A 25,416-nucleotide genomic window follows, 5' to 3' on the forward strand; every position below is an offset into this window, starting at 1 on the left:
ACCATTCGCACCCTGGGCACCCGCCAATCAAATCGCTACAAAAATGGACGAAATTTGCCGCACTGGAGGGTGAATTACTGCGAATTTGTCAGCAGTTTCACCTTTATGACAAGTTGCGTCAGTCCGGACGGCGTGTGCGTGAACGCTCCGGGCTGGCCAGCCAATCGAGCAGCGCTTTGTGCAGCGCATCAGGGTCCTGGATCTGTGGCGCATGGCCCGCATTGGGAAACTCCACCAGCGTTGCGTGCGGGATGGCCTGGGCGGTGGCACGGCCCAGTTCCGGATAGTTACCCAGGCGAGCACGAACTTCGGGGGGCGCCGTGTCTTTGGCAATGGCCGTCGTGTCCTTCTGGCCGATCAACAGAAGCGTTTCCGGGCGCACTTGACCGAACTCATACACCACTGGCTGGGTGTAGATCATGTCGTACAGCAGCGCCGAGTTCCACGCCACCAGATCCCGCCCCGGGCCGCGATACATGCCGGCCAGCATCTGCACCCAGGGTTCGTATTCCGCGCGCCATTGGCCGGCGTAATACGTGGATTGCTCATAGGCGCGGATGCGCTCGGCGGTGGTCTGCTTTTCGCGCGCAAACCACTGGTCGACCGTCATCGGCGGCACGCCCTTGGCCTTCCAGTCTTCCAGGCCGATCGGGTTGATCATCACCAGCCTGGAGACCGCGTGCGGATACATGAGCGCATAGCGCGTGGCCAGCATGCCGCCCGTCGAATGGCCGATCACGATCGCGCGCTCGACACCCAGTGAGGCAAGCAACGCGTGCGTGTTGTTGGCCAATTGCTGGAACGAGTACTGATACGAACGCGGCTTGCTGGATTTGCAAAAGCCAATCTGGTCTGGCGCGATCACGCGGTAGCCAGCACCCGTCAGCGCGGCAATCGTACCTTCCCAGGTCGCCGCGCAGAAGTTCTTGCCATGCAGCAGCACCGCCACCTCGCCGTTCGGCTGTTTCGGGGCGACATCCAGGTACGCCATTTCCAAGGCATTGCCTTGCGACTCGAACTTGAACAACTTGACCGGCGCGGGGTACGCGAAGCCCTCTAGGCGCGGGTCATACACGGGGCCGTCATCTGCCGGCGCGGCATGCGCGGAAACAGCGGCCATCGACAGGGCAATCGCCAGCGCAGCGGAAATCGAACGTCGCAACGAATGCAGCATCATCAGCACACCTCACTTGGTTTGCACGGCCTTGGTTTGCACGGCATTACTTGCGCCGCGACAGCCCCGACAACGCCCCGGCCAGGATGATCAGCGCGCCACCCACCATTTCCTGGGCGGACAAGCGCTCCGACGTCAGCAGCGCCGACGACACCGCCGCCACGACAATCTCAAACAGCATCAGCAGCGCAGCGCGGTTGGCGGGCAGGCGTTGTAGGCCACGCTGCACCAGTGCATTGCCGCCGACGAGCACGCATGCCATGCCCAGCAGCAGCCCCCAGGTATTCGCCTGCGCGAGGGCCGTCGTGGGCACCGCCTGCACGCCATCCACCAACATCGCCGCCGGCAACCCGACCGCCGCGCAGCCGGTAAACACCACCACAGTGCGCATCTCCGGCCGCATGGTCGGATGGCGCTGCCCTGCCAGGCGCGACAGCACGTTGTTACACGCAAACGCGAGCCCCGCGATCAGTCCAGCCCACTCCGCCGCCGAGCCCGGCCACGGCGTGCCGGCCTCGCCAGACCACAGCATCATCCCAGCGCCCGACAGTGCCAGCACGAGCAGCGCACCACCGCGCCAGCCCAGCCGCTCATGCAGCCACAGGCGCGCCAGCAGCGCCGTCCAGACTGGGGTCAGATAGAACAGGAGCAGCACACGCATCACCGTGCCATGCACCGTGCCCCAAACAAAGCCAGCGTTGGTCACGCCCGCTGCCAGCGCCAATGCCAGAATCACCCACGACCACTGGAAGGTGCGGAAATGGCGTCGCAGCAACACGGCGGCCAGCACGGCCGCCACCGCGCCCGTCGTCGACGAGGCCAGCATGCTGCCCAAGCCCCAGCTCGCCAGCAGGCGATACGGATACCAGGAAATGCCCCACACCGATGCGCCCAGCAGGATGAACAGCGCGGCGCTCCATTGCGGCTCGTGGTGGGTGGCGGCGTTCGCCGGGGTGCCCGATACAGGCGCCGAAGACGTCATCGTTGTCATGAATTCAATAAAAAACGGCGGAAAACCGCCGCTTCCTGCAATGTCCGGGGTTGTGCGGGTTTTCTTGGGGCGGTCAATACACGTTGGCCGTATAATTTCGGGCTTCCCGCCAAGCGCCACGCTGGCTCACCCAACCCGCCCCGCACCGTGAATCCGCGCCTGTCTGCCCTGCAGCCGTATCCGTTCGAAAAACTGAAAGCGCTCGTCAAGGACGTGACGCCCAGCGCCGCCCATACGCCGATCAGCTTCGGCATCGGCGAGCCCAAGCACCCGACGCCTGCGCTCATCAAAGACGCTCTCGTCGCCGCGCTCGGCGGGCTGGCGAATTATCCCACGACGATCGGTTCGGATGCACTGCGACAGTGCATCGCGGCATGGCTGGAGCGCCGTTACGGCTTGCCGAAGGTTGATCCGGCCACCGAGATCATCCCCGTCAACGGCTCGCGCGAGGCGCTGTTCTCGTTCGCCCAGACCGTGATCGACGGCAGCAAGCCCGGCGCACGCGTGCTGTGTCCGAACCCGTTCTATCAGATCTACGAAGGCTCGGCGCTGCTGGCCGGCGCAACACCACTGTTCGCCAACAGCGACCCGGCACGCAACTACGCACCCGATTTCGATTCGATCACGCCAGAAGAATGGCGCAACGTCCAGCTCGTCTTCGTGTGCAGCCCGGGCAACCCGACCGGTGCCGTACTGACGCTGGAAGACTGGAAGCAGCTCTTCGCGCTGTCGGACGAATACGGCTTCATCATCGCGTCGGACGAGTGCTATTCCGAAATCTATTTCGACGAGGCCAACCCGCCGCTGGGCGCGCTGCAGGCCGCACATCAACTCGGTCGCGGCTTTGAGCGGCTGGTGATGTTCTCCAGCTTGTCCAAGCGTTCCAACGTGCCGGGCATGCGTTCGGGCTTCGTGGCGGGCGACGCCAAGCTGCTCAAGGCCTACCTGCTGTATCGCACGTATCACGGCAGCGCGATGAGCCCGTCGGTGCAATCCGCTAGCATCGCTGCGTGGAACGACGAGACCCATGTGCGCGACAACCGCGCGCAGTACGTCAAGAAGTTCCAGCAGGTCACGCCGATGCTGGCTGAAGTGCTGGATGTGGCCCTGCCCGACGCGGCCTTCTATCTGTGGGCCAACGTCAAACGCACGGGCCTGTCGGATACCGAATTCGCGCGCCAGTTGCTGGCCGCCAAGAACGTCGCCGTGCTGCCGGGCAGCTACCTCGCCCGCGAGGCGCACGGCACGAACCCCGGCCAGGACTACGTGCGCATCGCGCTGGTGGCCGGCGTGGACGAATGCCTGGAAGGCGCGCGCCGCATTGTCGAGTTTTGCCAGCAACGCTGATCCCCTACCCCTTTTTCGAATCTCTCCTAGAGCCAACAAGCCATGACGCAACAACTGCAATCCCTGATCGATCAAGCGTGGGAAGACCGCGCCAACCTGTCGCCCAAGGCCGCTCCGGCCGATGTCCGCGAAGCTGTTGCCAACGTGATCGGCCAGCTCGATAAGGGCGCACTGCGCGTGGCCGAGAAGAAGGACGGCGAGTGGATCGTCAACCAGTGGATCAAGAAGGCCGTGCTGCTGTCGTTCCGCCTGGAAGACAACGCGCCGATGGCCGCCGGCGGCTTCACGCAGTTCTACGACAAGGTGCCGAGCAAGTTCGCCAACTACACGGCTGAAGACTTCGCCAATGGCGGCTTCCGCGTGGTGCCGCCGGCCGTGGCGCGCCGTGGCTCGTTCATCGCCAAGAATGCCGTGCTGATGCCGTCGTACGTGAACATCGGCGCCTATGTGGATGAAGGCACGATGGTCAACACGTGGGCCACCGTCGGTTCCTGCGCGCAGATCGGCAAGAACGTTCACCTGTCGGGCGGCGTGGGCATCGGCGGCGTGCTGGAGCCGCTGCAGGCCAACCCGGTCATCATCGAAGACAACTGCTTCATCGGCGCACGTTCGGAAGTGGTGGAAGGCGTGATCGTTGAAGAAAACTCGGTGATCTCGATGGGCGTGTACCTGGGCCAGTCGACCAAGATCTACGACCGCGAAACCGGCGAAGTCAGCTACGGCCGCATCCCGGCGGGCTCGGTGGTGGTGGCGGGCAACCTGCCGAGCAAGGACGGCACGCACAGCCTGTACTGCGCAGTGATCGTCAAGAAGGTCGACGCCAAGACGCGCGCCAAGGTTGGCCTGAACGAGCTGCTCCGTGGTGACTAAGTAGGAACGGCTGGCGTGTCGTGTAGTCTCACCGGCACGCCAACCAACCTGAACGCAGCATGTCCGGAAAATTCGACAAACTGCGCCAACGCATCATGGGTCTTGATCCGAACACCATCGGTACCGTCTTGTCTTTGCTGCCCACCATCCTGGAGCAGGCGAACAAGACCATCGACAAGTTCAAGAACCGCAAGAAGGCTGGCACCGAACCTGCGCGCGCAGACGGTGCCGCGCCCGACCCGAATACCCGCATCGCCGAGCTGGAAGCGGCGATCCTGCAGCAGGCCGAATCGGTCAAGCTGCTGGCCGAGCAGCACGCCATCACCATCGACGCCCTGCGCGATGAAGCCGCGCGGCTCGAACGCCGTCTGAAACGCATGACGTGGCTGGCGTCCATCGGTTTTGCGCTGGCTGTCGCGGCACTCGTCTTTGCGCTGCAAGCCTCTCGACACTGATCATCGATATCACCATGACGACCCTGCACGGCATCCCCAACTGCGACACCGTGAAGAAAGCCCGCACGTGGCTCGAATCGAACGGCGTTGCGTACACCTTTCACGATTTCAAGAAACAGGGCGTGAGCGCAGACATGCTTGCCGGCTGGCTCAAGCACGTGCCGCTCACCACGCTCCTCAACCGCAAGGGCACCACGTGGCGCGCACTGTCGGATGCCGACAAGGCCCGTGCTGAAGACGAAGCTGGTGCCATCGAGCTGATGCAAGCCAACCCGTCGCTGATCAAGCGGCCGGTGCTGGTGCATGGCAAGACCGTCAGCGTCGGCTTCGCGGCGGACCAGTACGCCAGCCTGTTCTAACGCGATAACAACAACATCATCGTCACTGTCATGCAGCCCACGCTTGCCCTCACTGAAGACCTGATCCGCCGCCGCTCCGTCACGCCCGACGACAAGGGCTGCCAGGACGTGCTGATCGAACGCCTGACCGCTGCCGGCTTCGAATGCGAAACCGTGGTCAGCGGCCCGGACCACTTTCGCGTGACCAACCTGTGGGCTGTCAAGCGCGGTACCGCAGGCACCGCAGGCAAGCTGCTTGTGTTCGCGGGTCACACCGATGTGGTGCCCACCGGCCCCGTCGAGCAATGGCACTCCGACCCATTCGAACCCACGCACCGCGACGGCAAGCTCTACGCGCGCGGCGCGGCGGACATGAAGACGTCCATCGCCGGTTTCGTGGTGGCATCGGAAGAATTCGTCGCCAAGCATCCGGACCACGCCGGCTCGATTGGCTTCCTGATCACCAGCGACGAAGAAGGCCCGGCACACGACGGCACTGTCAAGGTGTGCGACCTGCTACGCACGCGCGGCGAGCGTCTGGACTATTGCGTGGTCGGCGAGCCGACCTCGGTGACCACGCTCGGTGACATGGTCAAGAACGGGCGACGCGGCTCGCTGTCGGGCAAGCTCACGGTCAACGGTGTGCAAGGCCACATCGCCTATCCGCATCTGGCCAAGAATCCGATCCACCTGGCTGCCCCGGCACTCGCCGAACTCGCTGCCGCCAAGTGGGACGACGGCAACGAGTACTTCCCGCCGACCACGTGGCAGATGTCGAACATCCACGGCGGCACGGGCGCGACGAACATCATTCCCGGCCACGTCACCATCGACTTCAACTTCCGCTTCTCGACTGCGAGCACGCCGGACGGCCTGAAGGCGCGCGTGCAAGGCATCCTCGATGCGCACGGCCTCGACTACACGCTCGACTGGACGCTGGGCGGCGAGCCCTTCCTCACCGAGCGCGGCGACCTGTCCGAAGCGCTCGCCTCCGCCATCCAGGCCGAATGCGGCGTGACCACCGAGCTGTCGACCACCGGCGGCACGTCGGACGGCCGCTTCATCGCCAAGATCTGCCCGCAAGTAATCGAATTCGGCCCGCCGAATGCGAGCATCCACAAGATCGACGAGCACGTCGAAGTGGCCTTTATCGAGCCGCTGAAGAACGTGTATCGCCGCGTGTTGGAAACGTTGATCGCCTGATGGCCCGCAACGTCGAGATCAAGGCGCGTGTACGCGACGTGGCAGCGCTGTTGGAACGCGCCGCGGCCATCGCCGATTCAGGCCCTGAGCGCATCGATCAAGACGACACCTTCTTCGCCTGCGCGAATGGGCGCCTGAAGCTGCGGCAGTTCTCGCCCGAGCGCGGTGATCTGATCCACTACTTCCGCGCCGATAGCGCCGGCCCGCGCGTGTCCAGCTACAACATCGTGCCGACCAACGCGCCCGATGCGCTGCGTGACACGCTGGCCGCTGCCATCGGTACCGCCGGCCGCGTCATCAAGGTGCGACAGCTGTATCTCGCCGGCCAGACGCGCATTCATGTGGATACCGTCAAAGACCTCGGTGATTTCGTCGAACTCGAAGTCGTGCTGCGCGATGACCAATCCGAAGACGACGGCGTAGCCATCGCCCATCAACTGATGCACGCCCTCGGCATTGCCGAAACCGATTTGCTCGACGTTGCCTACGTCAACCTGCTGGCTGCCAAACAACACTGAGCCAAACATGACCTCCCACACTCTCCCCGCCTCCCACCCGTTCACCACGGTGCGCGATCTGCTGCGCTACGCCGTGTCGCGCTTCACTGCTGCTGGCCTCGTCTTCGGCCATGGCAGCGAGAACGCCTACGACGAAGCTGCCTACCTGCTCCTGCACACGCTGCACCTGCCGATCGACACGCTGGAGCCGTTCATGGACGCGCGCCTGCTGCCCGAGGAAGTGGCCGCCGTGCTGAAGGTCATCGAGCGCCGCGCCGTCGACCGCGTGCCCGCCGCCTACATCACGCACGAGGCGTTCATGCACGGCATGCGTTTCTACGTGGACGAACGCGTGATCGTGCCGCGCAGCTTCATCGGCGAATTGCTGGAAGAAGGCCTGGAGCCGTGGCTTGACCAAGAGGACGGCCCAACCGATGTGCTGGAGCTGTGCACCGGCTCCGGCTGTCTGTCGATCCTGGCCGCGCTGCAATGGCCGAATGCGACGATCGATGCGGTGGATCTGTCGCCGGATGCGCTGGTGGTGGCCAATCGCAATGTCAACGAGTACAAGTTGGAAGACCGCATCCGCCTGCACGAAGGCGATCTGTATGCGCCACTGCCCGCGGGCGTGCACTACGACGTGATCCTGACGAACCCGCCGTATGTGAACGAAACCTCGATGCAGGCGCTGCCGCCGGAGTACCTCGCCGAGCCGCGCATGGCCCTGGCTGGCGGCAACGACGGCATGGACATCGTGCGTCGCATCCTGGCTGATGCACCCCGCCATCTGAAGCCGCATGGCGTGCTGGTGGTGGAAATCGGTAATGAGCGTGAGAACGTCGAGGCGGCCTTCCCGGATCTGGATCTGGTCTGGCTGCCGACCAGCGCGGGGGAAGACCAAGTCTTCCTGGTCACGCGCGAAGCGCTGTAAGCGCACGGCGTTCCGGACTAGACACCTTAGGTTCGGAACGCGGCATTTGAGGTTCAGGGACACCAGACGCCGGGCGCTAAGCTCGGCGTTTTGCGTTCTAGAGGGCGTGGTTGAGGTTCCGGACTTGGTGCGTAGGGTTCTGAACCTCGGGAGCCTGCGTTCGAAACCTCGCATTTCGCGTTCCAGACGCAGTGATTGCTGTTCCGAACCTCACGTTCCGAGTTCGGGACTCGGCGTTTGAGGTTCGGAACTCGGTGCGCCGAGTGCGACACGCGGAGGAAGCCGGGGCTGCCGCGCTGGCGTCAGGATCGCACTTCGTCGCATGCGTCTTTCACGACGCAAATCGAAAAACGCTTGTCGAACACCTGGCCGCTCGGGCAGTGGTCGAAGACGGCTTGCAGCTGGGCATCGCACGTGGCGTACGCCGTGGTGCAGTTGGTGCGCACGGGCTGCTTGGGGCCGCGGTTGGTGCCGTCGTCGATCATGAAACGTGCCGACGGCGCGGGGCATTTGAAGTCGGCGCTGGCTTTGGCTAGTGCTGCAGCGGCCTGTTCGGCTTTGCTGGTGTGCGGTGTCGGTGGGCTGGATGGGCGGCGGTCGCAAGCCGTTACCGTTACGACTGCTAGCGCACACAGCAGTGAGGGGAGTGTGAGTGCGCGGGTCATGGGGGGCTCCTTCGGGGTTCGATAACCTGAAGTTTACGCTGGGGGCGCGGTTTTGGGTCCATCCCTTGTTTCGTCCCCTGCGTGGGTAGGCGCTGGTGGTACATCCCCGGTATCGTCCCCTGCCGGGGCCGACTTACTTTCTTTGTCTTGCCAAAGAAAGTAAGCAAAGAAAGGCGCGCCCGAGATGGCGACTTCCCCTTGAATTTCCGTAACCGGTCGGAGACGGGAAAAACTCGCTGCGCTCAGACAGTTTCCCGTCTTTTTTCCGCCCGCTTACGAAAATTCAAGGCGCCATCAAGGGCATAAACGGCCAAACCGTCTGGGTGCGTGGGTTGGCGCTAAAGCTTGCGCCGCGTCTTTCTCAGCGCAGCATCGCCGACATGGCGGAGAGGCTGTTGAGCATGCGCACGGCGTGTTCGACGGAGTCGGCGGCGAAGCGCAGCATCGTCCCATCGACGCGTTCCAGTGCGGGCCATTGGCAAAACAGGTCAGCCAGTGCGGGCGTTTGCGTTTGCAGACGGCACACGATGGGCGCCTGGATGCGCAGCGGCATGCTGAAGTGGCCGCGCTGCACGGTGGCCTTGACGGTCTCATAAATCGCTTCGCATGACTGCTCGGGCGAGAGCGATGTGCCTGCGTTTTGCCCTTCTGCCTGCTTGGTCTCGACAAAGGTGGTGTGCGGCAGCAGCGGCTTGGTCTCTTTGATGAAGACGTCGTCGCCGCTGGCGACGGCCACGGGCACGCCGCGTTCGCCGGCAAGCGCACCGTAGAGGCCGGCCTCGCCCAGCTCCTGTTCGTTGAACCAGACGCGCGTGAACGCAAAGCTGTTGATGGTGTGCGCGAGCACGCCGCGGCTGCCGGCGCGCGCGTGGTAGCCGATCATGCAGACGGCATCGCAGCCGTCGACGCCGGCCATCATGCTCAGGTAGCGTGGTTTGCCGAGGACGAAGCGCGCGCGGCGGTCGATCGAATCGGGGATGAGGTTGCGGAAGCCGCCGTGCGAATCGTTGACGAGCACGTCCGTGGCGCCGCCGTCGAAGGCGCCGCGCACAGCGGCATCAGCCTCGGCGGTCATCCAGCGGCGGGCGCGTTCGTATTCGCCGTTGCCGGCGCGCGTCTGCTCGGGGTGGAACACATTGGCCACGCCTTCGATGTCGGCGGAGATCAGGATTCGCATGGGGTAGGTCAGATCAGTTCGGTCAGTGCGCGGCGCGTGTTGCCGTCGCGGCCGGTGACGGCTTCGGCATGAAACAGCGCGTAGACGATGGCTTGTTCGACGCTGTCGGCGGCGGCCTGGAACAGCGGGTCGAGGTGCGATTCGTGTGTCATGGCGACGGCGGGCATGGCGCGTGTGCCTTCGTGCGGCACGGTGTAGGCCGTGGAGAACGCCAGCGCAATGTCGCCGCTGCCGTGGCCGAAGACGGAACCGGTGCGCGCGAGGCCCGCGCCCGCACGCAACGCAAGGCGGTGCAACTGGCGGGCGTCGAGCGGTGCGTCGGTGGCGAGCAGCATGATGATTGAGCCCTTCTCAGGCTCGGGTGCGCCGGCGGCGATTGCCTTTGCCAGCGCTGCGCCAACGTGGCGCCCGGCCAGCGTCAAGTTTTCCGTCACGCCGAAGTTAGACAGCACCAGCGCGCCGACTGTACGTTGCGTGCCATCGGCCAGCGTCACCACGCGCGAGGCAGAACCGATGCCGCCCTTCACGCCGAACGACGACATCCCCCTGCCCGCGCCGATTGCGCCCTGCTCGAAAGTCTCGGCCGCTGCAGCGCAGGCCGCGTCGTAATGCACGTCCTGCACGGCAAACGCCTGCAGGTCGTTCAGGAAGCCGTCATTGCATTCGAAGACGAGCGGATTGACGGTGGACCACGCGCGGCCGATCTGCGGGTTGACCGCAACGGCCTGGCGGATCTGCGCCTGCGCCACGGCGCCCACGGCAAACGTGTTGGTCAGCGCGATGGGCGTTTCCAGCACGCCCAGCTCTTCCACTTGCACTAGGCCGATGCTCTTGCCAAAGCCGTTGAGCACAACGCTTGCGGCCGGCACCTTGTCGAGGAACGGATCGCCGGCATGCGGGCGCACCACCGTCACGCCGGTCTGGATGTCGCCGCCGGCAATCGTGGCGTGGCCGACGGTTACGCCCGCCACATCCGTGATGCTGTTGCGTGGCCCGGCCGGCAGTACGCCGATGGTGGGAAGACTGATGGACATCCGCAACATCTCAACGGCGGTCGATCTTCGGGTCCAGCGCGTCGCGCAGGCCGTCGCCGAGCAGGTTGAACGCCAGCACGGTCAGGAAGATGGCCAGGCTCGGGAAGATCGCCACGTGCGGCGCCGTCACCATGTCCGCACGCGCTTCGTTGAGCATCGCGCCCCACTCCGGCGTGGGCGGTTGCGCGCCGAGGCCCAGGAACGAGAGGCTGGCCGCCGTGATGATCGACGTGCCGATCCGCATCGAGAAATACACCACGATGGACGAGATCGTGCCCGGCAGGATGTGCCGCATGATGATCGTCCAGTCCGATGCGCCGATGCTGCGTGCGGCTTCCACATACGTCAGGTGCTTGAGCATGAGCGTGTTGCCGCGCACGAGACGCGCAAACGCCGGAATGCTGAACACCGCCACGGCAAAGATCACGTTGATCATGCCGTTGCCCAGGATGGCCACGATGCCGATCGCCAGCAAAATGCCGGGAAACGCGAACAGCACGTCGGAGATGCGCATGACGATGCGGTCCCACCAGCCTTCGTAGTAGCCGGCCAGCAGGCCGAGTACGGTGCCGATGATCGCGCCGATGATGACCGACACGAAGCCCGCTTCCAGCGAGATGCGCGTGCCCATCAGGATGCGGCTGAAGATGTCGCGGCCGAGCGAGTCAACGCCAAACCAGTGCTGCGCCGACGGGCCTGCGTTGAGCGCGTCGTAGTCGAAATAGTTTTCTGGATCGAACGGCACGATGTGCGGCGCGAGGATGGCGATCACCGCCAGCGCGATCACGAACACACCGGCGCCCATCGCCAGATGCTGCTTGCGGAACTTGCGCCAGAACTCCGTCCACGGGGTGCGGACGGGCTCGGCTGTGGCTTGCGGCGCAACAGCCGGACTGGTTGCTTGTGTCATGGCCGTCTCCTTACTTCTTGTAGCGGATGGTCGGGTTGATCACGGTGTACAGCATGTCCACCACTAGGTTGATCAGGATGAACTCCAGCGAGAACAGCAGCACCTCGGCCTGGATGACCGGGTAGTCGCGCATTTCCACCGCATCCACCAGCAGGCGCCCGAGGCCCGGCCAGTTGAACACCTTCTCCACCACGATCGAGCCGCCCAGCAGGAAGCCGAACTGCAGGCCCATCATGGTCACCACCGGGATCATCGCGTTGCGCAGGCAATGCTTGATGACCACCACCGTCTCGCGCACGCCCTTGGCGCGGGCGGTGCGCACGAAATCTTCCTGCAGCACTTCCACAAACGATGCACGCGTGAAGCGCGCCATCACGGCGGCCACCGCAGCGCCCAGCGTGAGCGACGGCAGGACGTAGTGCTTCCAGGTATCCGCGCCGATGGACGGCAGCCAGCCGAGCTGCACCGAGAACACTTCCATCAGCAGCATGCCCAGCGCAAAAGCCGGAAACGAGATGCCCGAGACCGCGAGCGTCATGCCCAGGCGATCCGGCCATTTGTTGCGCCACACGGCAGACGTAATGCCGATCACCATGCCGAAGATCACCGCCCACACCATGCTGGCAATCGTCAGGTTGAGCGTGGGCCAGAAGCGCTCGCCAATCTCTTCGCTGACCGGGCGCTTGGTGCGGATCGAGTTGCCGAACTCGCCGCGCACGGCATGGGTGAAGAACCGCACGAACTGCTCGTGCATCGGCTTGTCCAGGCCCAGGTCGGCGCGGACCAGCTCGACGGTGGCCGGGTCGGCTTCGGGGCCGGCAGCCAGTCGCGCCGGGTCGCCCGGCAACAGGTGCACGAACAGGAACACCAGCACTGCCACGATCAGCAGTGTCGGAATCACGCCCAGCACACGTTTAATGAAGTAGTTCAGCATGGCAAATCCACCGCAGGCGGCAATTCAAATGCAATGGCCCGCGCAGAGTGCGCACGGGCCGGTACAGCAATGAGACTTATTGCTTGATGTCGATATCGTCAAAGCTGAACGAACCATCCGGTGCCACATAGGCACCCGACAGACGCTTCGAACGTGCGTAGACGATCTTCTCCGTCACCAGGAAGGCCCACGGCGCGTCTTCCCAGATGCGCTTCTGCGCATCGGTGTACATCTTGGCCTTGATGGCGCGATCGGTCGTATGCAGCGCGCCGGCGATGTCGGCGTCAACCTGCTCGTTCTTGTAGTACGCGGTGTTGAACGACCTGGGCGGCATGGCTTCGGAAGCCAGCAGCGGACGCAGCGCCCAGTCCGATTCACCCGTCGACGACGACCAGCCCGTGTAGTACATGCGCACGCCGGCGTCTTCCGGCTTCGGCACACTTTCCACACGCTCAACGCGCTGGCCGGCTTCCAGTGCCTGTACCGATGCCTTGATGCCGACCTGCGCCAGCTGCTGCTGCACGAACTGGATGATCTTCTGCGCCGTCGTGTGGTTATAGGCCGACCACAGTTGCGTCTCGAAACCGTTCGGGTAACCGGCTTCCTTCAGCAGCTCTTTCGCCTTGGCCGGGTCGTACGGCCACGGGCCCAGCTTGACGGAATAGTCCACGCCCGGGGGCACCACGCCTTCGGACGGCACGGCGTAACCGGCAAACGCCACCTTGGTCAGCGCATCCTTGTTGATGGCGTAGTTGATGGCCTGGCGCACCTTCGGGTTGTCGAACGGCTTCACGCGCGTGTTGAAGCTGACATAGCGCTGGATGATCGACGGTGCGGCAATCAGGTCCACCTTGTTGCTGCCCTTGAGCACAGCAGCCTGCTCGAACGGGATGGTGAACGCGAAGTCGGCTTCGCCCGTCTGCATGATGGTCGCGCGCGTGTTGTTGTCCACCACCGGCTTCCAGGTGATGGTGTCGATCTTGGGCAGGCCGTGCTTCCAGTAGCCGTCAAACTTCTTTCCCTTCAGGTAGTCGGTCTGCTTCCACTCGACAAACTCGAACGGGCCGGTGCCGACCGGGTGGAAGGCGATGTCCTTGCCGTACTTCTTCAGCGCGGTCGGCGAGATCATGGCCGCCGACGGGTGGGCCAGCACGTTGATGAACGGTGAGAACGGCTCCTTGAGCGTCACGCGTGCGGTGTTGGCGTCCACCACTTCCGTCTTGGCCACGCGGTTGAACAGCACGAAGCGCTTGAGCTTGTTGGCCGGGTCGGTCACGCGGTCCAGATTAGCCTTGACGGCGGTGGCGTCAAACGTGGTGCCGTCGTGGAACTTCACGCCCTTCTTCAGCTTGAACGTGTAGACGAGGCCATCCTTGCTGACTTCGTAGCTGTCGCACAGCACGTTGACCAGCTTCATGTCCTTGTCGAAGCCGAACAGGCCTTGATAGAACGACTTGGCGGCGCTGAACGACAGCGTGTCGTTGGCGTCGTACGGGTCCATCGTGGTGAAGGTCGAGTAGACCGCCATCACGGCGTCCTTGGCGGCAAAGGCCGGCATCGTGAGTGCCGCCAGGGCCAGGCCGCTGGCAACCATGGCTGCGCGCGGGCTGAATGCGACACGATGGGCAAAGCGATTGAACATTTCCTACCTCCTCAACAAAGATGACGTCTTACTGCGTTCTGTCTTGCGATTAATACGCGCCGCCAATCGAATGGCGGGCAACAAAGTGGTCTGGCGCCACTTGCACCAAGGGTTGCACCACCGGCAAATCGCCAATGGCGCGGATCGGGCTTGGAATTTCGTGCGTGGAAAGCTCGCGCTTGAGATGACGGCGCGCCGGGTCCGCAATCGGCACCGCCGACATCAGCTTCTTCGTGTACGGGTGCTGCGGGTTCTCGAAGATCGCGCGGCGCGGGCCGATCTCGACGATCTGGCCGAGGTACATCACCGCCACGCGGTGGCTGATGCGCTCCACCACCGCCATGTCGTGCGAGATGAACAGGAACGCGACGCCAAATTCCTTCTGCAGATCGAGCATCAGGTTGACGATCTGCGCCTGGATCGACACGTCGAGCGCGGAGACCGACTCATCGGCAATCACCACCTTCGGGTTCAGCGCCAGCGCGCGTGCAATACAGATGCGCTGGCGTTGGCCGCCGGAGAACTCGTGCGGATAGCGCGACGCATGCGCGGGCTGCAGGCCCACCTTGTCGAGCAGCCATTCCACACGTTGCTGCGCCTCCTTACTGCTCGCCACCTTGTGCACCAGCAGCGGCTCCATGATGGAGTAGCCGACCGGCACGCGTGGGTCCAGCGAGGCGAATGGGTCCTGGAAGATGAACTGGATGTTTCGGCGAAGCGTCTGGAGCGCGGGCCCCTTCAACTCGCCGATGTTCTGGCCGGCAAATTCGATGCTGCCGCTCTGGCTATCCACCAGACGCAAGAGCGACCGTCCCGTCGTCGACTTGCCGCAGCCCGATTCGCCGACCAGCGCCAGCGTCTCACCAGGGTAGAGATCAAAACTGACCTGCTCCACCGCATGCACCCGGCGCGTGACGCGGCCGAAGATGCCCGTGGGCACGTCAAAGCGCGTGACGAGATCACGCACGCGCAGAATGGGTTGGACGTCGTGCGAGGCTGCCGGTTGCGGCGTCGTATCGACCGCAGCAGAAGTGCCATCCACGCGCAACAACGGGAAACGCGCCGGGCCATCGGTGCCCTGCATCGAACCCAGACGCGGCACGGCCGAGAGCAGCGCACGCGTGTACGGATGCGCCGGCTGCGCAAACACCGTGGCCGAGGGGCCCTCTTCCACGCGGTCGCCCTTGTACATGACGAGCACGCGGTCGGCCACCTCTGCCACCACGCCCATGTCGTGCGTGATGAACACCACCGCCATGTGCAGCTCCTGCTGCAGCGCGCGGATCAGTTGCAGGATTTCGGCCTGGATGGTCACGTCCAGCGCGGTGGTCGGCTCATCCGCAATCAGCAGCGACGGCTTGCACGACAGTGCCATCGCAATCATCACGCGCTGGCGCATACCGCCTGACAGTTGATGCGGATAGCGCCCCAGCACGTTGCGCGCCTCAGGAATGCGCACCAGTTCCAGCATGCGCAACGCCTCGGCCTTGGCCTCGCTGGGCGACTTGCCCTGATGCAGGCGGATCGACTCGGCAATCTGCTCGCCCACGGTGAAGACCGGGTTGAGCGAGGTCATCGGCTCCTGAAAGATCATCGCGATGTCGGCACCGCGCACGCCGCGCATGGCTGCCTGGCTGGCGTTTGCCAGATCCAGCACTTCGCCATTGCGGCGGCGCAGATGCATGTGCCCGCCGATGATCTTGCCGCCGCCGTGCTCCACCAGCCGCATCAGCGCCAGCGACGTGACGGACTTGCCCGAGCCCGATTCGCCCACGACGGCCAGCGTCTCGCCGCGGTCCACATGGAACGACAGGTTGCGCACCGCGTCGACCACGCGCTCGGACGTGGCAAAGCGCACGCTCAGGTCTTGGACCTGCACGATGCGCTGATCGGGCATCGCAATCGTGGTGGGCTGCTTGGTTGCTGTCACGGTAGCTCTCCTACTTTCCTGCTCAGCGATAGATCGACACGACAGGCGCCTCGGCGCCACGTGCGAACCCGCGGTACATCCCTTCGGTGTTGAACGGCAAGGCGACGTTGCCTTGGGCATCGACGGCGATCATCCCGCCGCGGCCTTCGATGGCGACGAGCTTGCGCATGACCACATCGTCGGCAGCGTCGGCCAGCGACTTGCCGGCGTATTCCATTTGCACGGCCACGTCGTAGGCGGCCACGGCGCGGATGAACATCTCGCCCGTGCCGGTGCACGACACGGCGGCGACGTTGTTGGCGAAGCATCCTGCGCCAACGATGGGCGTATCGCCCACGCGGCCGACTTTCTTGTTGGTGACGCCGCCCGTGGAGGTGGCCGCTGCCAGCCGGCCTTGCGCATCGCACGCCACGGCGCCCACGGTGCCGAACTTGCTGTCCGGGTCGATGGGCGCGGCTTCCTTGGCCATCAGCGATGCGGCGTCGTGATCAAGAAACCCCGCCATGCCGCCTTGCTGGCGGGCACGCTGCCATTGGGCGTAGCGCGCTTCGGTGTAGTAGTAGTCGGGTTCGACGAACTCCAGGCCCTGCGCCTGCGCGAAGGCCTCCGCGCCCTCGGAGGTGAACAGCACGTGTTCGCTGCGCTCCATTACCGCGCGGGCGGCGAGGATGGGATTGCGCAGGCGCTTCACGCACGTCACAGCGCCTGCTGCCAGCGTGGTGCCGTCCATGATCGACGCATCGAGCTCATATGTGCCGGCACTGGTGAGCACCGCACCCTTGCCGGCGTTGAACAGCGGGCATTCTTCGAGCAGGCGCACCGCTTCAGTCACTGCATCGAGCGCGCTACCGCCATCGACGAGGATGCGTTGGCCCGCAGCAAGAATGTCGTTCAGCGCCTGCTGATACGCGACTTCCGCGTCGGCGCTCATGGCCGATCGGGTAATGGTGCCGGCACCGCCGTGGATGGCAAGAATGGGCGTGGTCATGCGTAGCTCAATGAAAATCAGTTTTCAGCGGTGCGCTTGCGGCCGCGTCGGGTGGTCGTGGAGGCATTGGCCGCATCGTTGCCAGGCGCCGTACGCGGCTGTTGACTGGTATGCAGCCACGGCAGCACGAACGCGGTCAGGCGCTCAGCCGATTCCAGCGAATGCGCCGAGCGATGCGCCACTGCGCCGCACAGCGCCTCGAACAGCGCCACGGCGGCCGTGTCGGAGGTGGCCGAGAACTGCCGCTCCGGGCGCGCATACAACGCAATGTCGGCCAGCGGCGCGAGCGGCGACGTCGGGCTATCCGTCAGCGCGAGCACCTGGCAGCCTTGATCGCCGGCTTGCTTGGCCAGGGTGATCGTGTCGGAGGCATAGCGCGGGAAGGCGATGGCGATCAGCAAGTCCTTCGCGCCGATCTTGCGCAACTGGCGCGCCGCGTCGGATGCCCCGCCCGCCTGCGAGACGGAAATCACCGTGCCGCAATACAGGTCCAGCCCATGACGCAGCAGGCCCGCCAGATAGCCGCTGGCGCCAAAGCCCATCACGTAGATGCGCTGCGCGCCCAGGATGGCGTCCACGGCGCGCTCGCAGGCTGCGGCGTCGAGCATGCGGCGCGTGGCGTCGAGGTTGGCAATGTCTTCGTTGAGCGAGGCGGCAAAGATTTCTGCGCTGGTGGCCGGGCGGGCCAGCTCGTGGCGGAGTTTTTCGACGGGCGCGAGGGTTGCCTCAAAGCCGCGCAGCAGTTCGGCGCGAAATTGCGGGTAGCCATCGAAACCCAACGCCAGCGCAAACCGGTTGGCCGTGGCGATGGACGCGTCCACCGCGCTGGCGAATTCGTCGATGCGCATGGTGGCAGCGCGAAACGGGTTCGCCAGCACGTATTCGGCCATGCGTTGGTGCGCCGGCGTGAGCGTGGCCACTGCCGCCCCAATGCGCTCCGAGACGGTCGCATCGGCAGCAAATGCGCCCTTCGACACATCCGTACGCTTGCTGGTGGGCTTCGCCATGTTTCCGAACCATAAAAATTTTATGTAAATGTATTTTCATGAACCGCCCATGTAAAGAAGAAAACTTTCATGGCGACCTATGGTTTTCCCTAGGTCGAAAGCCCATGCACAGGCAGCGAGCGCCAGCCGCATCGTTGTGGTGCCATGCACCAAGCCAACCCCAGCCACCGCGCCAGAACCGTGCGGTGCAGCAGGCTACAATCGCGGTCTTCTCCGATTTGTCCTAAGCGCAGTTTTTCGTGATCCGATTCGACGACCTCGTCCTCCAGCGCGGCACCAAGGTGCTGTTCGACCACGCCACCGCCACCCTCAACCCTGGTGAGCGCGTCGGCCTTGTCGGCGTGAACGGCAGCGGCAAATCCACGCTGTTCTCGATGCTGCGCGGCGAGCTGCATGCCGACGGCGGCGAAGTCGCCATCCCGCCCACCTGGCAGGTCGCCCACGTGGCGCAGGAAACCCCGGCGGTTGACCGCAGCGCGCTGGACTACACGCTCGACGGCGACACCCGCCTGCGCGCCATCGAACGCCGCCTCGCCGCCGCTGAGGCCGCCCACGACGGCCACGCCCAAGCCGAAGCCCACACCGCCTTTGCCGATGCCGACGGCTACACCGCCCCGGCGCGCGCCCAGGCGCTGTTGCTCGGCCTCGGTTTCACCATGGCGCAGACCACGCAGCCGGTAGCGAGCTTCTCCGGTGGCTGGCGCATGCGGCTGAATCTGGCCCAGGCACTGATGTGCCCGTCCGACCTGCTGCTGCTCGATGAGCCGACCAACCACCTGGATTTGGACGCCGTGGTCTGGCTGGAAGATTGGCTGTCCCGCTACCCCGGCACGCTGGTGATGATTTCGCACGACCGCGAATTCCTCGACGGCGTGTGCAACGTCACGCTGCACATCGAGCATCAGAAGCTCAAGCGCTACGGCGGCAACTACACGCAATTCGAAACGCAGCGCCTGCAGCAGATGGCCCTCCAGGAAGCGTCGTACGCGCGCCAGCAGAAGCAGATCGCGCACCTCGAATCGTTCATCACGCGCTTCAAGGCCAAGGCCAGCAAGGCCAAGCAGGCGCAGAGCCGCGTCAAGGCACTGGAGCGCATGGAGCGCCTTGCGCCCGTGCATGCGGCGGCCGGCTTCTCGTTTGAATTCCGCGAGGCCGATGCGGCGCCCAACCCGATGCTCACGTTTGAGGGCGTCGATTGCGGCTATCCGGGCCCGAGCGAAGACGCGCCCATCACCATCCTGAAGCACCTGACGCTCTCCATCCAGACCGGCCAGCGCATCGGTCTGCTGGGTGCCAACGGCCAAGGTAAATCGACGCTGGTGAAGACACTGGCCGATACGCTGGCGTCGCTCTCGGGCACGATCCGCCGCGGCAAGGGTCTGCAGATCGGCTACTTCGCGCAGCACCAGTTGGAAACGCTGGATGACCACGCCTCCCCGCTGCTGCATCTGGCGCGTCTGGCGCCCGACGCACGCGAGCAGGAGCTGCGCGACTTCCTCGGCAGCTTCAACTTCCGTGGCGACATGGCGACCTCGCCGATCGAACCGTTCTCCGGCGGCGAGAAGGCCCGCCTGGCGCTTGCGCTCATCGTCTGGCAACGCCCCAACCTGCTGCTGCTCGACGAGCCGACGAACCACCTGGATCTCGACACGCGCGAAGCGCTGACGATGGCGCTCGCCCAGTTCGACGGCACGCTGATCCTCGTCTCGCACGACCGGCACCTGCTGCGCGCCACGACCGACCAGTTCCTGCTGGTCGGCCAAGGCACCGTCGCCCCGTTCGACGGCGACCTGGACGACTACCGCGACTGGCTGCTCAAGCAGGCCGCCGCCAAGCGTGCAGCCGCCAGCGCGCCCACCGCCGCAGCCGATGCGGATGGCGCACCGGCCGTCAATCGCCGTGACCAGAAACGCGAAGAAGCCGCCGAACGCCAGCGCCTGAATGCGCTGCGCCGCCCGCTGCAAAAGGACGTCGACGCCATCGAAAAACGCATGGCGCCGCTGCAGAAGGAAAAGGCGGAACTCGAAGCCTTCCTGGCCGATGGCGCCGCGTACGAGGAAGCCAACAAGACACGCATGATAGACAGCCTGCGCCGCCAGGCCGAGATCAACACCGAACTCGACGCGCTGGAAGAACGCTGGCTCGAACTGCACGAGCAACTCGAACAGATCAGCTAAGGCTGGCGTGTCCGGCCAAGAAGGAGACGCTTGAATGACATCCCCCTCGCCGCCGGACACAACCCGCGCCACGCACCAACCACTGGCCGGCGTGCGCGTGCTCGACCTCACGCGCCTGCTGCCCGGCCCCGCCGCCACACGCCACCTGGCCGACCTCGGCGCCGAAGTCATCAAGATCGAAGACCCAAGCCCCGGCGACTACGCCCGCGATATGCTGCGCTCGCCCGGCGATCGTGCTGCCGAACGCCCAAGCCTGTTCTTCCGCGCGCTCAATAGTGGCAAAACCGAAATGCGGCTCGATCTGAAAGCTGCTGAAGACCGCGAAGCGCTCATCGAACTCGTCCGCCATGCGGATGTGCTGATCGAAAGCTTCCGCCCCGGCGTGATGGCGCGCCTTGGCGTCGGCTGGGACACGCTGCGTGCGGCCAACCCCGCGCTGGTGATGTGCGCCATCAGCGGCTACGGCCAGGACGGCCCGCTCGCACAGGCCGCCGGCCACGACATCAACTACGTCGGCTACGCGGGCATGCTGGACCAACTGGCCAGCGCAGACGGCACGCCCATCGTCCCCAACGTGCAGATCGGCGACCTGCTGGGCGGCGCGTTAACGGCGGTGGTCGGCATCCTCGCTGCGCTGGTCGATGCACGTGCCACAGGCCGCGGCCGCTACATCGACGTGTCGATGACGGATTCGGTCTTCGCGCACAACCTGATGGCGTTCTTTGCGGTCGGCGCACGTGGCAAGGCAAGCTCCGCGGGCACCGACCTACTCAACGGCGGGGTGCCGTGCTACGGCGTCTACCGCACGGCGGACGATCGCTTCATGGCCGTCGGCGCGTTGGAGTTGAAGTTCTGGCAGACGATGTGTGACGTCATCGGCAGGCCAGAGTGGAAAGACAAGCATTGGTCACTCGGCCAGCGCATCGGCGGCGATGAAACACACGCCATGCGCGACGAGCTCGCCGCGCTATTCCGCACCGCCACCCAGGCCGAATGGGTTGCGCGTTTTGCCGATGCGGATTGCTGTGTCACGCCCGTCCTGCGCATGGAAGAGGCGATGCAACACCCACTCTTTACCGGGCGCAACAGCGTGGTTCAGGAGAACGGCGAGCCGGTGCAGCTCGCCCTGCCGCTACGGTTTAACGACTGATCCGGCGCGATCCAACGCGTCCAGCAGGCGTGCGGCGTCTTCCAATTGATGCTGACTGAACACGCGAATGCCGTGCTGACGGAGCAGCGCGGCAGTCACGCCCTCGCCCGGTTGCAGCTGGCTGGAAAACGTTCCGTCGTAGAGAATTGCGGAACCACACGACGGGCTGCGCTCGGTGAATACGGCGACTTGCACGCCGGCTTCTTGCGCAGCCTCCAGGGCACGTTGCGCGCCCTGTAGAAAGGCTTCGGTCACATCATGGCCGTGATGCTCGACCACGCGAGCGATCCCTTGCAATACGGCCGCACCGCCACCTGCGCCATGGATTTCTGCAGGCAGACGCGGCACGGGCAGGCCGCCGGCCATCTCGGGGCACATCGGCACGATGCGCCCTTCCATCTGCCAGCGCGCCAGAATGCCGCCTTCGGTGACCACCGTGCCGCCGTCGTAACGTACCGGCTGGCCCAGCAGGCAGGCGCTCACCAGTACGCGTTGCACGGTCAACGGCTCCGGCTTAGCGACGCTCGCGGCGGATCATCGCCACCACCAGCGTCAGCGCCAGGATCACCATCCACACCAGCGACCACGCCGGAATCGACAAACCGAAGATCGGCGGCGTCGGCGCGGTGCACAGGCCGTCGGATTCAAACACCTGCGGCAACCACTTCGCCGTGGGCAGCGCGTTGACCCAGTTTTCAATCGGGTCGATGCCGCACGTCGCCTTGGGGTTCAGCAGCAGCGACACGTGATACCCCGCCACGCAAATGCCCGCCAGCGCGGACAGCATGCCCAGCCCATGCCACAGCAGCCGCGTGGCCGACGACAACGCCGCCAGCAGCGAGAACACGCCAATCCCGAGGAAAGCAAACCGCTGCAGGACGCACAGCGGACACGGCTGCAGCCCCTCCACGTGCTGCAGATACAGCGCATAGCCGACCACCCCGAAGGCGATCACGGCAATCAGCAGAAAAAAGGCGCGCGAGTTGGCTTGCATGGCGGCGTCAGGTCCGATGAGTCGTGGAGAAAAGTTGGCGGATTATCGCATTGCAACGGCGGACGCACTTTCAAATGGCGCTTGCGAACCCATTGCAAAAGATTGAACGATCAGGCTTCCAACGCCCGCACGCGGTCAATCGCCTGCTCAATGCGCTCAACCGCAATCACCTCCAGCCCATCAATCGACTGCTTCGGCGCATTGGCTTTGGGGATGACGGCGATCGAGAAACCCAGCTTGGCGGCTTCCTTGAGCCGCTCCTGGCCACGCGGCGTCGGGCGAATCTCTCCGGCCAGGCCGATCTCGCCAAACACCACCAGCCCGCGCGGCAGTGGCTTATTGCGCATCGACGAATGGATTGCCAGCAACACCGCCAAGTCTGCTGCCGGCTCGGTGATCTTCACCCCGCCCACGGCGTTGAGGAACACGTCCTGGTCAAAGCACGCAATGCCTGCGTGACGGTGCAGCACCGCCAACAACATCGCCAGCCGGTTCTGCTCCAGGCCCACGGCGAGGCGGCGCGGGTTCGGCACGTTGGCCGTGTCCACCAGGGCCTGAATCTCCACCAGCAGCGGCCGCGTGCCCTCCTGCGTCACCAGCACGCACGAGCCCGGCACCACCTGCTCGTGCTGCGACAGGAACAGCGCCGACGGATTGGCCACGCCGCGCAAGCCGCGCTCCGTCATCGCGAACACGCCCAGCTCGTTCACGGCACCGAAGCGGTTCTTGAACGCACGCACCAGCCGATAGGCGGAATGCGTATCCCCCTCGAAATACAGCACCGTATCGACGATGTGCTCGAGCACGCGCGGGCCCGCCAGCGCGCCTTCCTTGGTCACGTGGCCAACGAGGATGGTCGTCACGTCGAGCCGCTTGGCAATCCGCGTGAGCTGCGCCGCGCATTCGCGCACCTGGGCCACCGAGCCCGGCGCCGAGGTCAGCGCCTCGGAATACAGCGTCTGGATCGAATCGATGACGACCACTTCGGGCTTTTCCGTCTCGATGGTCGCCTGGATGCGTTCGAGCTGGATCTCGGCCAGCAGCGCCAAGCTGTCGCTTTCAATGCCGAGTCGATGCGCACGCAGCGCAATCTGCGCACCGGATTCTTCGCCGCTCACATACAGCACGCGGCGCGTGGCCGACAGGTTGGACAGCGCCTGCAGCAGCAGCGTTGATTTGCCGATGCCCGGATCGCCGCCGATCAGCACCACGCCGCCGCCCACCAGGCCGCCGCCCAGCACGCGATCAAACTCGTCGATGCCGCTGGAGAAGCGCGGCACGTCCACCGCGTCGATGTCCGACAGTTTGCGCACCGTGGCGCTCGATGCCAGCGATTGGAAACGCGCACCCGCGCCGGATGTCGGCTGGGCCACGGTTTCCACCAACGTGTTCCATTGCTGGCAATTCGGGCACTGCCCTGCCCATTTCGGTGCCGTGCCACCGCACTCGGTGCACGTATAGACCGTCTTGCTCTTGGCCAAACAACCCCCTGCTTGCGGCGCCGCGCGAGGCGGCAGCCGTTTGATTTTCTATCTTGTATTGACGATGTAGCGCTTAAGCGGCCTTGCCCAACTCGCCCGCGTCTGCCGCGCTAACAGGCTCGACCACCACCGGCACGCGCGGCGCCAAGGCGCACATCAACTCATAACCCACGGTACCGGCGGCGTGAGCCACGTCGTCGATGGGCAAGCCTTCGCCCCACAGCGTGACAGCCGTACCGACGCGGGCTTCGGGCACGCTGGTCAGGTCTACGGTGATCATGTCCATCGACACGCGGCCGACAATGTGCGTACGCACGCCGTCGACCAGCACCGGCGTATGGTTGCCGTCCCAGCCCGGCGCATGACGCGGGTAGCCGTCGGCATAACCGCACGCCACGATGCCGATGCGCATCGGCTGCTCCACCTTGAAGCGCGACCCATAGCCCACCGTTGCGCCCGGCTGCAGGTCCTGGATGGCGATCAGCTCGCTCTTGAGCGACATGGCGGGCATCAGGCCGGTGCCTTCAATATCGGCGGCCACACCCGTTGGCGAGGCGCCATACATGATCACGCCCGGCCGCACCCAGTCCCGATGCGCCTTGGGATGCCACAGCGTGGCGGCGGAGTTGGAAAGCGACGCTTCACCGGGCAGCCCTTGCGTGGCCTGCTCAAACGCGGCGATCTGGTGGTCGATCCCGCGCGGGCCATCCGCATCGGAAAAGTGCGTCATATGGACGATGGTGCCGATGCCCGAAATGGCGCGTGCGCGCTCCCAGGCGGCGCGGTAGGCAGCGGGCGCAAAACCGAGGCGGCTCATGCCCGTGTTGATCTTGAGTTGCACGCTGATGGGCCCTTTCAGGCGCGCCAGTTCCAGCATGCGCAGTTGCTCTTCGTTGTGGACGGTCGTGGTCAGGCGGTACTGCTCAACGATCGCCAGATCTTCCGGCTTGAAGAAGCCTTCGAGCAGTAGAACCGGCCCCTGCCAGCCGAGTTGACGCAGGCGAACGGCCTCGTCCAGGTCTAGCAGGCCAAAGCCATCGGTCTGGCGCAGCCCTTCATACGCGCGTTCGATACCGTGCCCATAGGCATTGGCTTTGACGACCGCCCACACGCGCGAATTGGGTGCGTAGCGGCGGGCAACCTGGAGGTTATTGGCAAGTGCGGAGCCGTGGATGACGGCTTGGATAGGTCTTGGCATGACGACAAACCTGCAGAACGTGGGGGCGACAAGTGCGCTTGTGGCGCGACGTCGATGTTGCGATGCATAAGCCTGCGATTGGGCCAAACCGCTGCGCCCGGCCCCTCGCGATGAACGCTGTATTTGACCACAGCGCGCCGAGTGGTTCGCGCTTTCCCGACGGGGTCGCCCAAAAGAAAGTGTTTCGGCGTCACTGGGAGGGCACAAGTTTCATGATATAAAGCCGTTCAATTTAGGCATGGGAACACCGACGTGATGCGCTGGCTGCATAAGGAAAGTTGGGCAATGACCACTTCTCTTTGCGCGACAACGTTACAAGCGGC

Annotated in this window: 24 protein-coding genes; 9 read left to right on the plus strand and 15 right to left on the minus strand. The window is 64.7% G+C overall.

What is annotated here, in order from left to right; translation table 11 throughout:
• Positions 1 to 118: 118 nt before the first annotated feature.
• Entirely contained in the window at positions 119 to 1,120 is a 1,002-nt protein-coding gene (locus ACS7SF_RS01245) for an alpha/beta fold hydrolase (RefSeq protein WP_439892666.1), read from the minus strand.
• A gap of 100 nt (positions 1,121 to 1,220) precedes the next feature.
• On the minus strand, positions 1,221 to 2,156 hold the full coding sequence (locus ACS7SF_RS01250; protein ID WP_439892667.1) for a DMT family transporter: 936 nt from the start codon (positions 2,154 to 2,156) through the stop codon (positions 1,221 to 1,223).
• Between the two features lie 156 nt (positions 2,157 to 2,312).
• Here ACS7SF_RS01250 and dapC point away from each other — a divergent pair, with 156 nt between their 5' ends.
• Genes dapC through prmB form a run of 7 tightly spaced genes read left to right on the plus strand, consistent with a single transcriptional unit; the run spans position 2,313 to position 7,806 of the window.
• Entirely contained in the window at positions 2,313 to 3,512 is a 1,200-nt protein-coding gene (dapC, locus tag ACS7SF_RS01255; RefSeq protein WP_439891329.1) for a succinyldiaminopimelate transaminase, read from the plus strand.
• A gap of 42 nt (positions 3,513 to 3,554) precedes the next feature.
• Positions 3,555 to 4,382, plus strand: a complete 828-nt coding sequence (dapD, locus tag ACS7SF_RS01260) for a 2,3,4,5-tetrahydropyridine-2,6-dicarboxylate N-succinyltransferase (RefSeq protein WP_439891330.1) — start codon at positions 3,555 to 3,557, stop codon at positions 4,380 to 4,382.
• Positions 4,383 to 4,441: 59 nt separating this feature from the next.
• Complete coding sequence (locus ACS7SF_RS01265; RefSeq protein ID WP_439891331.1) at positions 4,442 to 4,837, plus strand: hypothetical protein; 396 nt, start codon at positions 4,442 to 4,444, stop codon at positions 4,835 to 4,837.
• Positions 4,838 to 4,851: 14 nt separating this feature from the next.
• Complete coding sequence (locus tag ACS7SF_RS01270) at positions 4,852 to 5,196, plus strand: arsenate reductase (RefSeq protein ID WP_439891332.1); 345 nt, start codon at positions 4,852 to 4,854, stop codon at positions 5,194 to 5,196.
• Positions 5,197 to 5,226: 30 nt separating this feature from the next.
• Positions 5,227 to 6,378: a succinyl-diaminopimelate desuccinylase gene (dapE, locus tag ACS7SF_RS01275; protein WP_439891333.1), complete on the plus strand. Its 1,152-nt coding sequence runs from the start codon at positions 5,227 to 5,229 to the stop codon at positions 6,376 to 6,378.
• Positions 6,378 to 6,896, plus strand: coding sequence for a class IV adenylate cyclase (locus ACS7SF_RS01280; RefSeq protein WP_439891334.1), 519 nt, complete (start codon positions 6,378 to 6,380; stop codon positions 6,894 to 6,896). The genes dapE and ACS7SF_RS01280 overlap by 1 nt, the downstream gene beginning before the upstream one ends.
• 7 nt (positions 6,897 to 6,903) lie before the next feature.
• Positions 6,904 to 7,806: a 50S ribosomal protein L3 N(5)-glutamine methyltransferase gene (gene prmB, locus ACS7SF_RS01285; protein WP_439891335.1), complete on the plus strand. Its 903-nt coding sequence runs from the start codon at positions 6,904 to 6,906 to the stop codon at positions 7,804 to 7,806.
• A gap of 302 nt (positions 7,807 to 8,108) precedes the next feature.
• Here prmB and ACS7SF_RS01290 read toward each other — a convergent pair whose 3' ends face one another.
• The 9 genes from ACS7SF_RS01290 to ACS7SF_RS01330 form a co-directional block, all read right to left on the minus strand.
• Entirely contained in the window at positions 8,109 to 8,471 is a 363-nt protein-coding gene (locus ACS7SF_RS01290) for a chitin-binding domain-containing protein (protein ID WP_439891336.1), read from the minus strand.
• 361 nt (positions 8,472 to 8,832) lie between these two features.
• On the minus strand, positions 8,833 to 9,648 hold the full coding sequence (locus ACS7SF_RS01295) for a M55 family metallopeptidase (RefSeq protein WP_439891337.1): 816 nt from the start codon (positions 9,646 to 9,648) through the stop codon (positions 8,833 to 8,835).
• A gap of 8 nt (positions 9,649 to 9,656) precedes the next feature.
• On the minus strand, positions 9,657 to 10,682 hold the full coding sequence (locus ACS7SF_RS01300) for a DmpA family aminopeptidase (RefSeq protein ID WP_439891338.1): 1,026 nt from the start codon (positions 10,680 to 10,682) through the stop codon (positions 9,657 to 9,659).
• Between the two features lie 10 nt (positions 10,683 to 10,692).
• Complete coding sequence (gene gsiD / locus ACS7SF_RS01305) at positions 10,693 to 11,592, minus strand: glutathione ABC transporter permease GsiD (protein ID WP_439891339.1); 900 nt, start codon at positions 11,590 to 11,592, stop codon at positions 10,693 to 10,695.
• 10 nt (positions 11,593 to 11,602) lie between these two features.
• Positions 11,603 to 12,526 carry a glutathione ABC transporter permease GsiC gene (gene gsiC / locus ACS7SF_RS01310; RefSeq protein WP_439891340.1) on the minus strand — a complete coding sequence of 308 codons (924 nt, stop codon included), beginning with the start codon at positions 12,524 to 12,526 and terminating at the stop codon, positions 11,603 to 11,605.
• 76 nt (positions 12,527 to 12,602) lie between these two features.
• On the minus strand, positions 12,603 to 14,168 hold the full coding sequence (gene gsiB / locus ACS7SF_RS01315; RefSeq protein ID WP_439891341.1) for a glutathione ABC transporter substrate-binding protein GsiB: 1,566 nt from the start codon (positions 14,166 to 14,168) through the stop codon (positions 12,603 to 12,605).
• Between the two features lie 49 nt (positions 14,169 to 14,217).
• Positions 14,218 to 16,098 carry a dipeptide ABC transporter ATP-binding protein gene (locus ACS7SF_RS01320; protein WP_439891342.1) on the minus strand — a complete coding sequence of 627 codons (1,881 nt, stop codon included), beginning with the start codon at positions 16,096 to 16,098 and terminating at the stop codon, positions 14,218 to 14,220.
• A gap of 22 nt (positions 16,099 to 16,120) precedes the next feature.
• Positions 16,121 to 17,086, minus strand: coding sequence for an isoaspartyl peptidase/L-asparaginase family protein (locus ACS7SF_RS01325; RefSeq protein ID WP_439891343.1), 966 nt, complete (start codon positions 17,084 to 17,086; stop codon positions 16,121 to 16,123).
• A gap of 17 nt (positions 17,087 to 17,103) precedes the next feature.
• Positions 17,104 to 18,093, minus strand: a complete 990-nt coding sequence (locus ACS7SF_RS01330; RefSeq protein WP_439891344.1) for a MurR/RpiR family transcriptional regulator — start codon at positions 18,091 to 18,093, stop codon at positions 17,104 to 17,106.
• Between the two features lie 239 nt (positions 18,094 to 18,332).
• Here ACS7SF_RS01330 and ACS7SF_RS01335 point away from each other — a divergent pair, with 239 nt between their 5' ends.
• Together ACS7SF_RS01335 and ACS7SF_RS01340 are read left to right on the plus strand one after the other, a co-directional pair.
• A complete protein-coding gene (locus ACS7SF_RS01335) occupies positions 18,333 to 20,270 on the plus strand; it encodes an ATP-binding cassette domain-containing protein (RefSeq protein ID WP_439891345.1) in 1,938 nt (645 codons plus the stop codon).
• Positions 20,271 to 20,304: 34 nt separating this feature from the next.
• Positions 20,305 to 21,420, plus strand: coding sequence for a CaiB/BaiF CoA transferase family protein (locus ACS7SF_RS01340; protein WP_439891346.1), 1,116 nt, complete (start codon positions 20,305 to 20,307; stop codon positions 21,418 to 21,420).
• On the opposite strand, the gene ACS7SF_RS01345 is transcribed toward ACS7SF_RS01340, so the two are convergent.
• The 4 genes from ACS7SF_RS01345 to alr all read right to left on the minus strand — a co-directional run bounded on the left by ACS7SF_RS01345 (position 21,403) and on the right by alr (position 25,093).
• Positions 21,403 to 21,918 carry a DUF523 domain-containing protein gene (locus ACS7SF_RS01345; protein ID WP_439891347.1) on the minus strand — a complete coding sequence of 172 codons (516 nt, stop codon included), beginning with the start codon at positions 21,916 to 21,918 and terminating at the stop codon, positions 21,403 to 21,405. The two genes, ACS7SF_RS01340 and ACS7SF_RS01345, sit on opposite strands and share 18 nt — an antisense overlap.
• Before the next feature lie 16 nt (positions 21,919 to 21,934).
• Positions 21,935 to 22,414, minus strand: coding sequence for a disulfide bond formation protein B (locus tag ACS7SF_RS01350; RefSeq protein WP_439891348.1), 480 nt, complete (start codon positions 22,412 to 22,414; stop codon positions 21,935 to 21,937).
• Between the two features lie 110 nt (positions 22,415 to 22,524).
• Complete coding sequence (gene radA / locus ACS7SF_RS01355; RefSeq protein ID WP_439891349.1) at positions 22,525 to 23,895, minus strand: DNA repair protein RadA; 1,371 nt, start codon at positions 23,893 to 23,895, stop codon at positions 22,525 to 22,527.
• A 73-nt stretch (positions 23,896 to 23,968) separates the two neighbouring features.
• Positions 23,969 to 25,093, minus strand: coding sequence for an alanine racemase (gene alr, locus ACS7SF_RS01360; RefSeq protein WP_439891350.1), 1,125 nt, complete (start codon positions 25,091 to 25,093; stop codon positions 23,969 to 23,971).
• Positions 25,094 to 25,416 lie beyond the last annotated feature (323 nt).

It is taken from the genome of Ralstonia sp. 25C, assembly GCF_051904805.1.
In the GTDB taxonomy this organism is placed as follows: domain Bacteria; phylum Pseudomonadota; class Gammaproteobacteria; order Burkholderiales; family Burkholderiaceae; genus Ralstonia.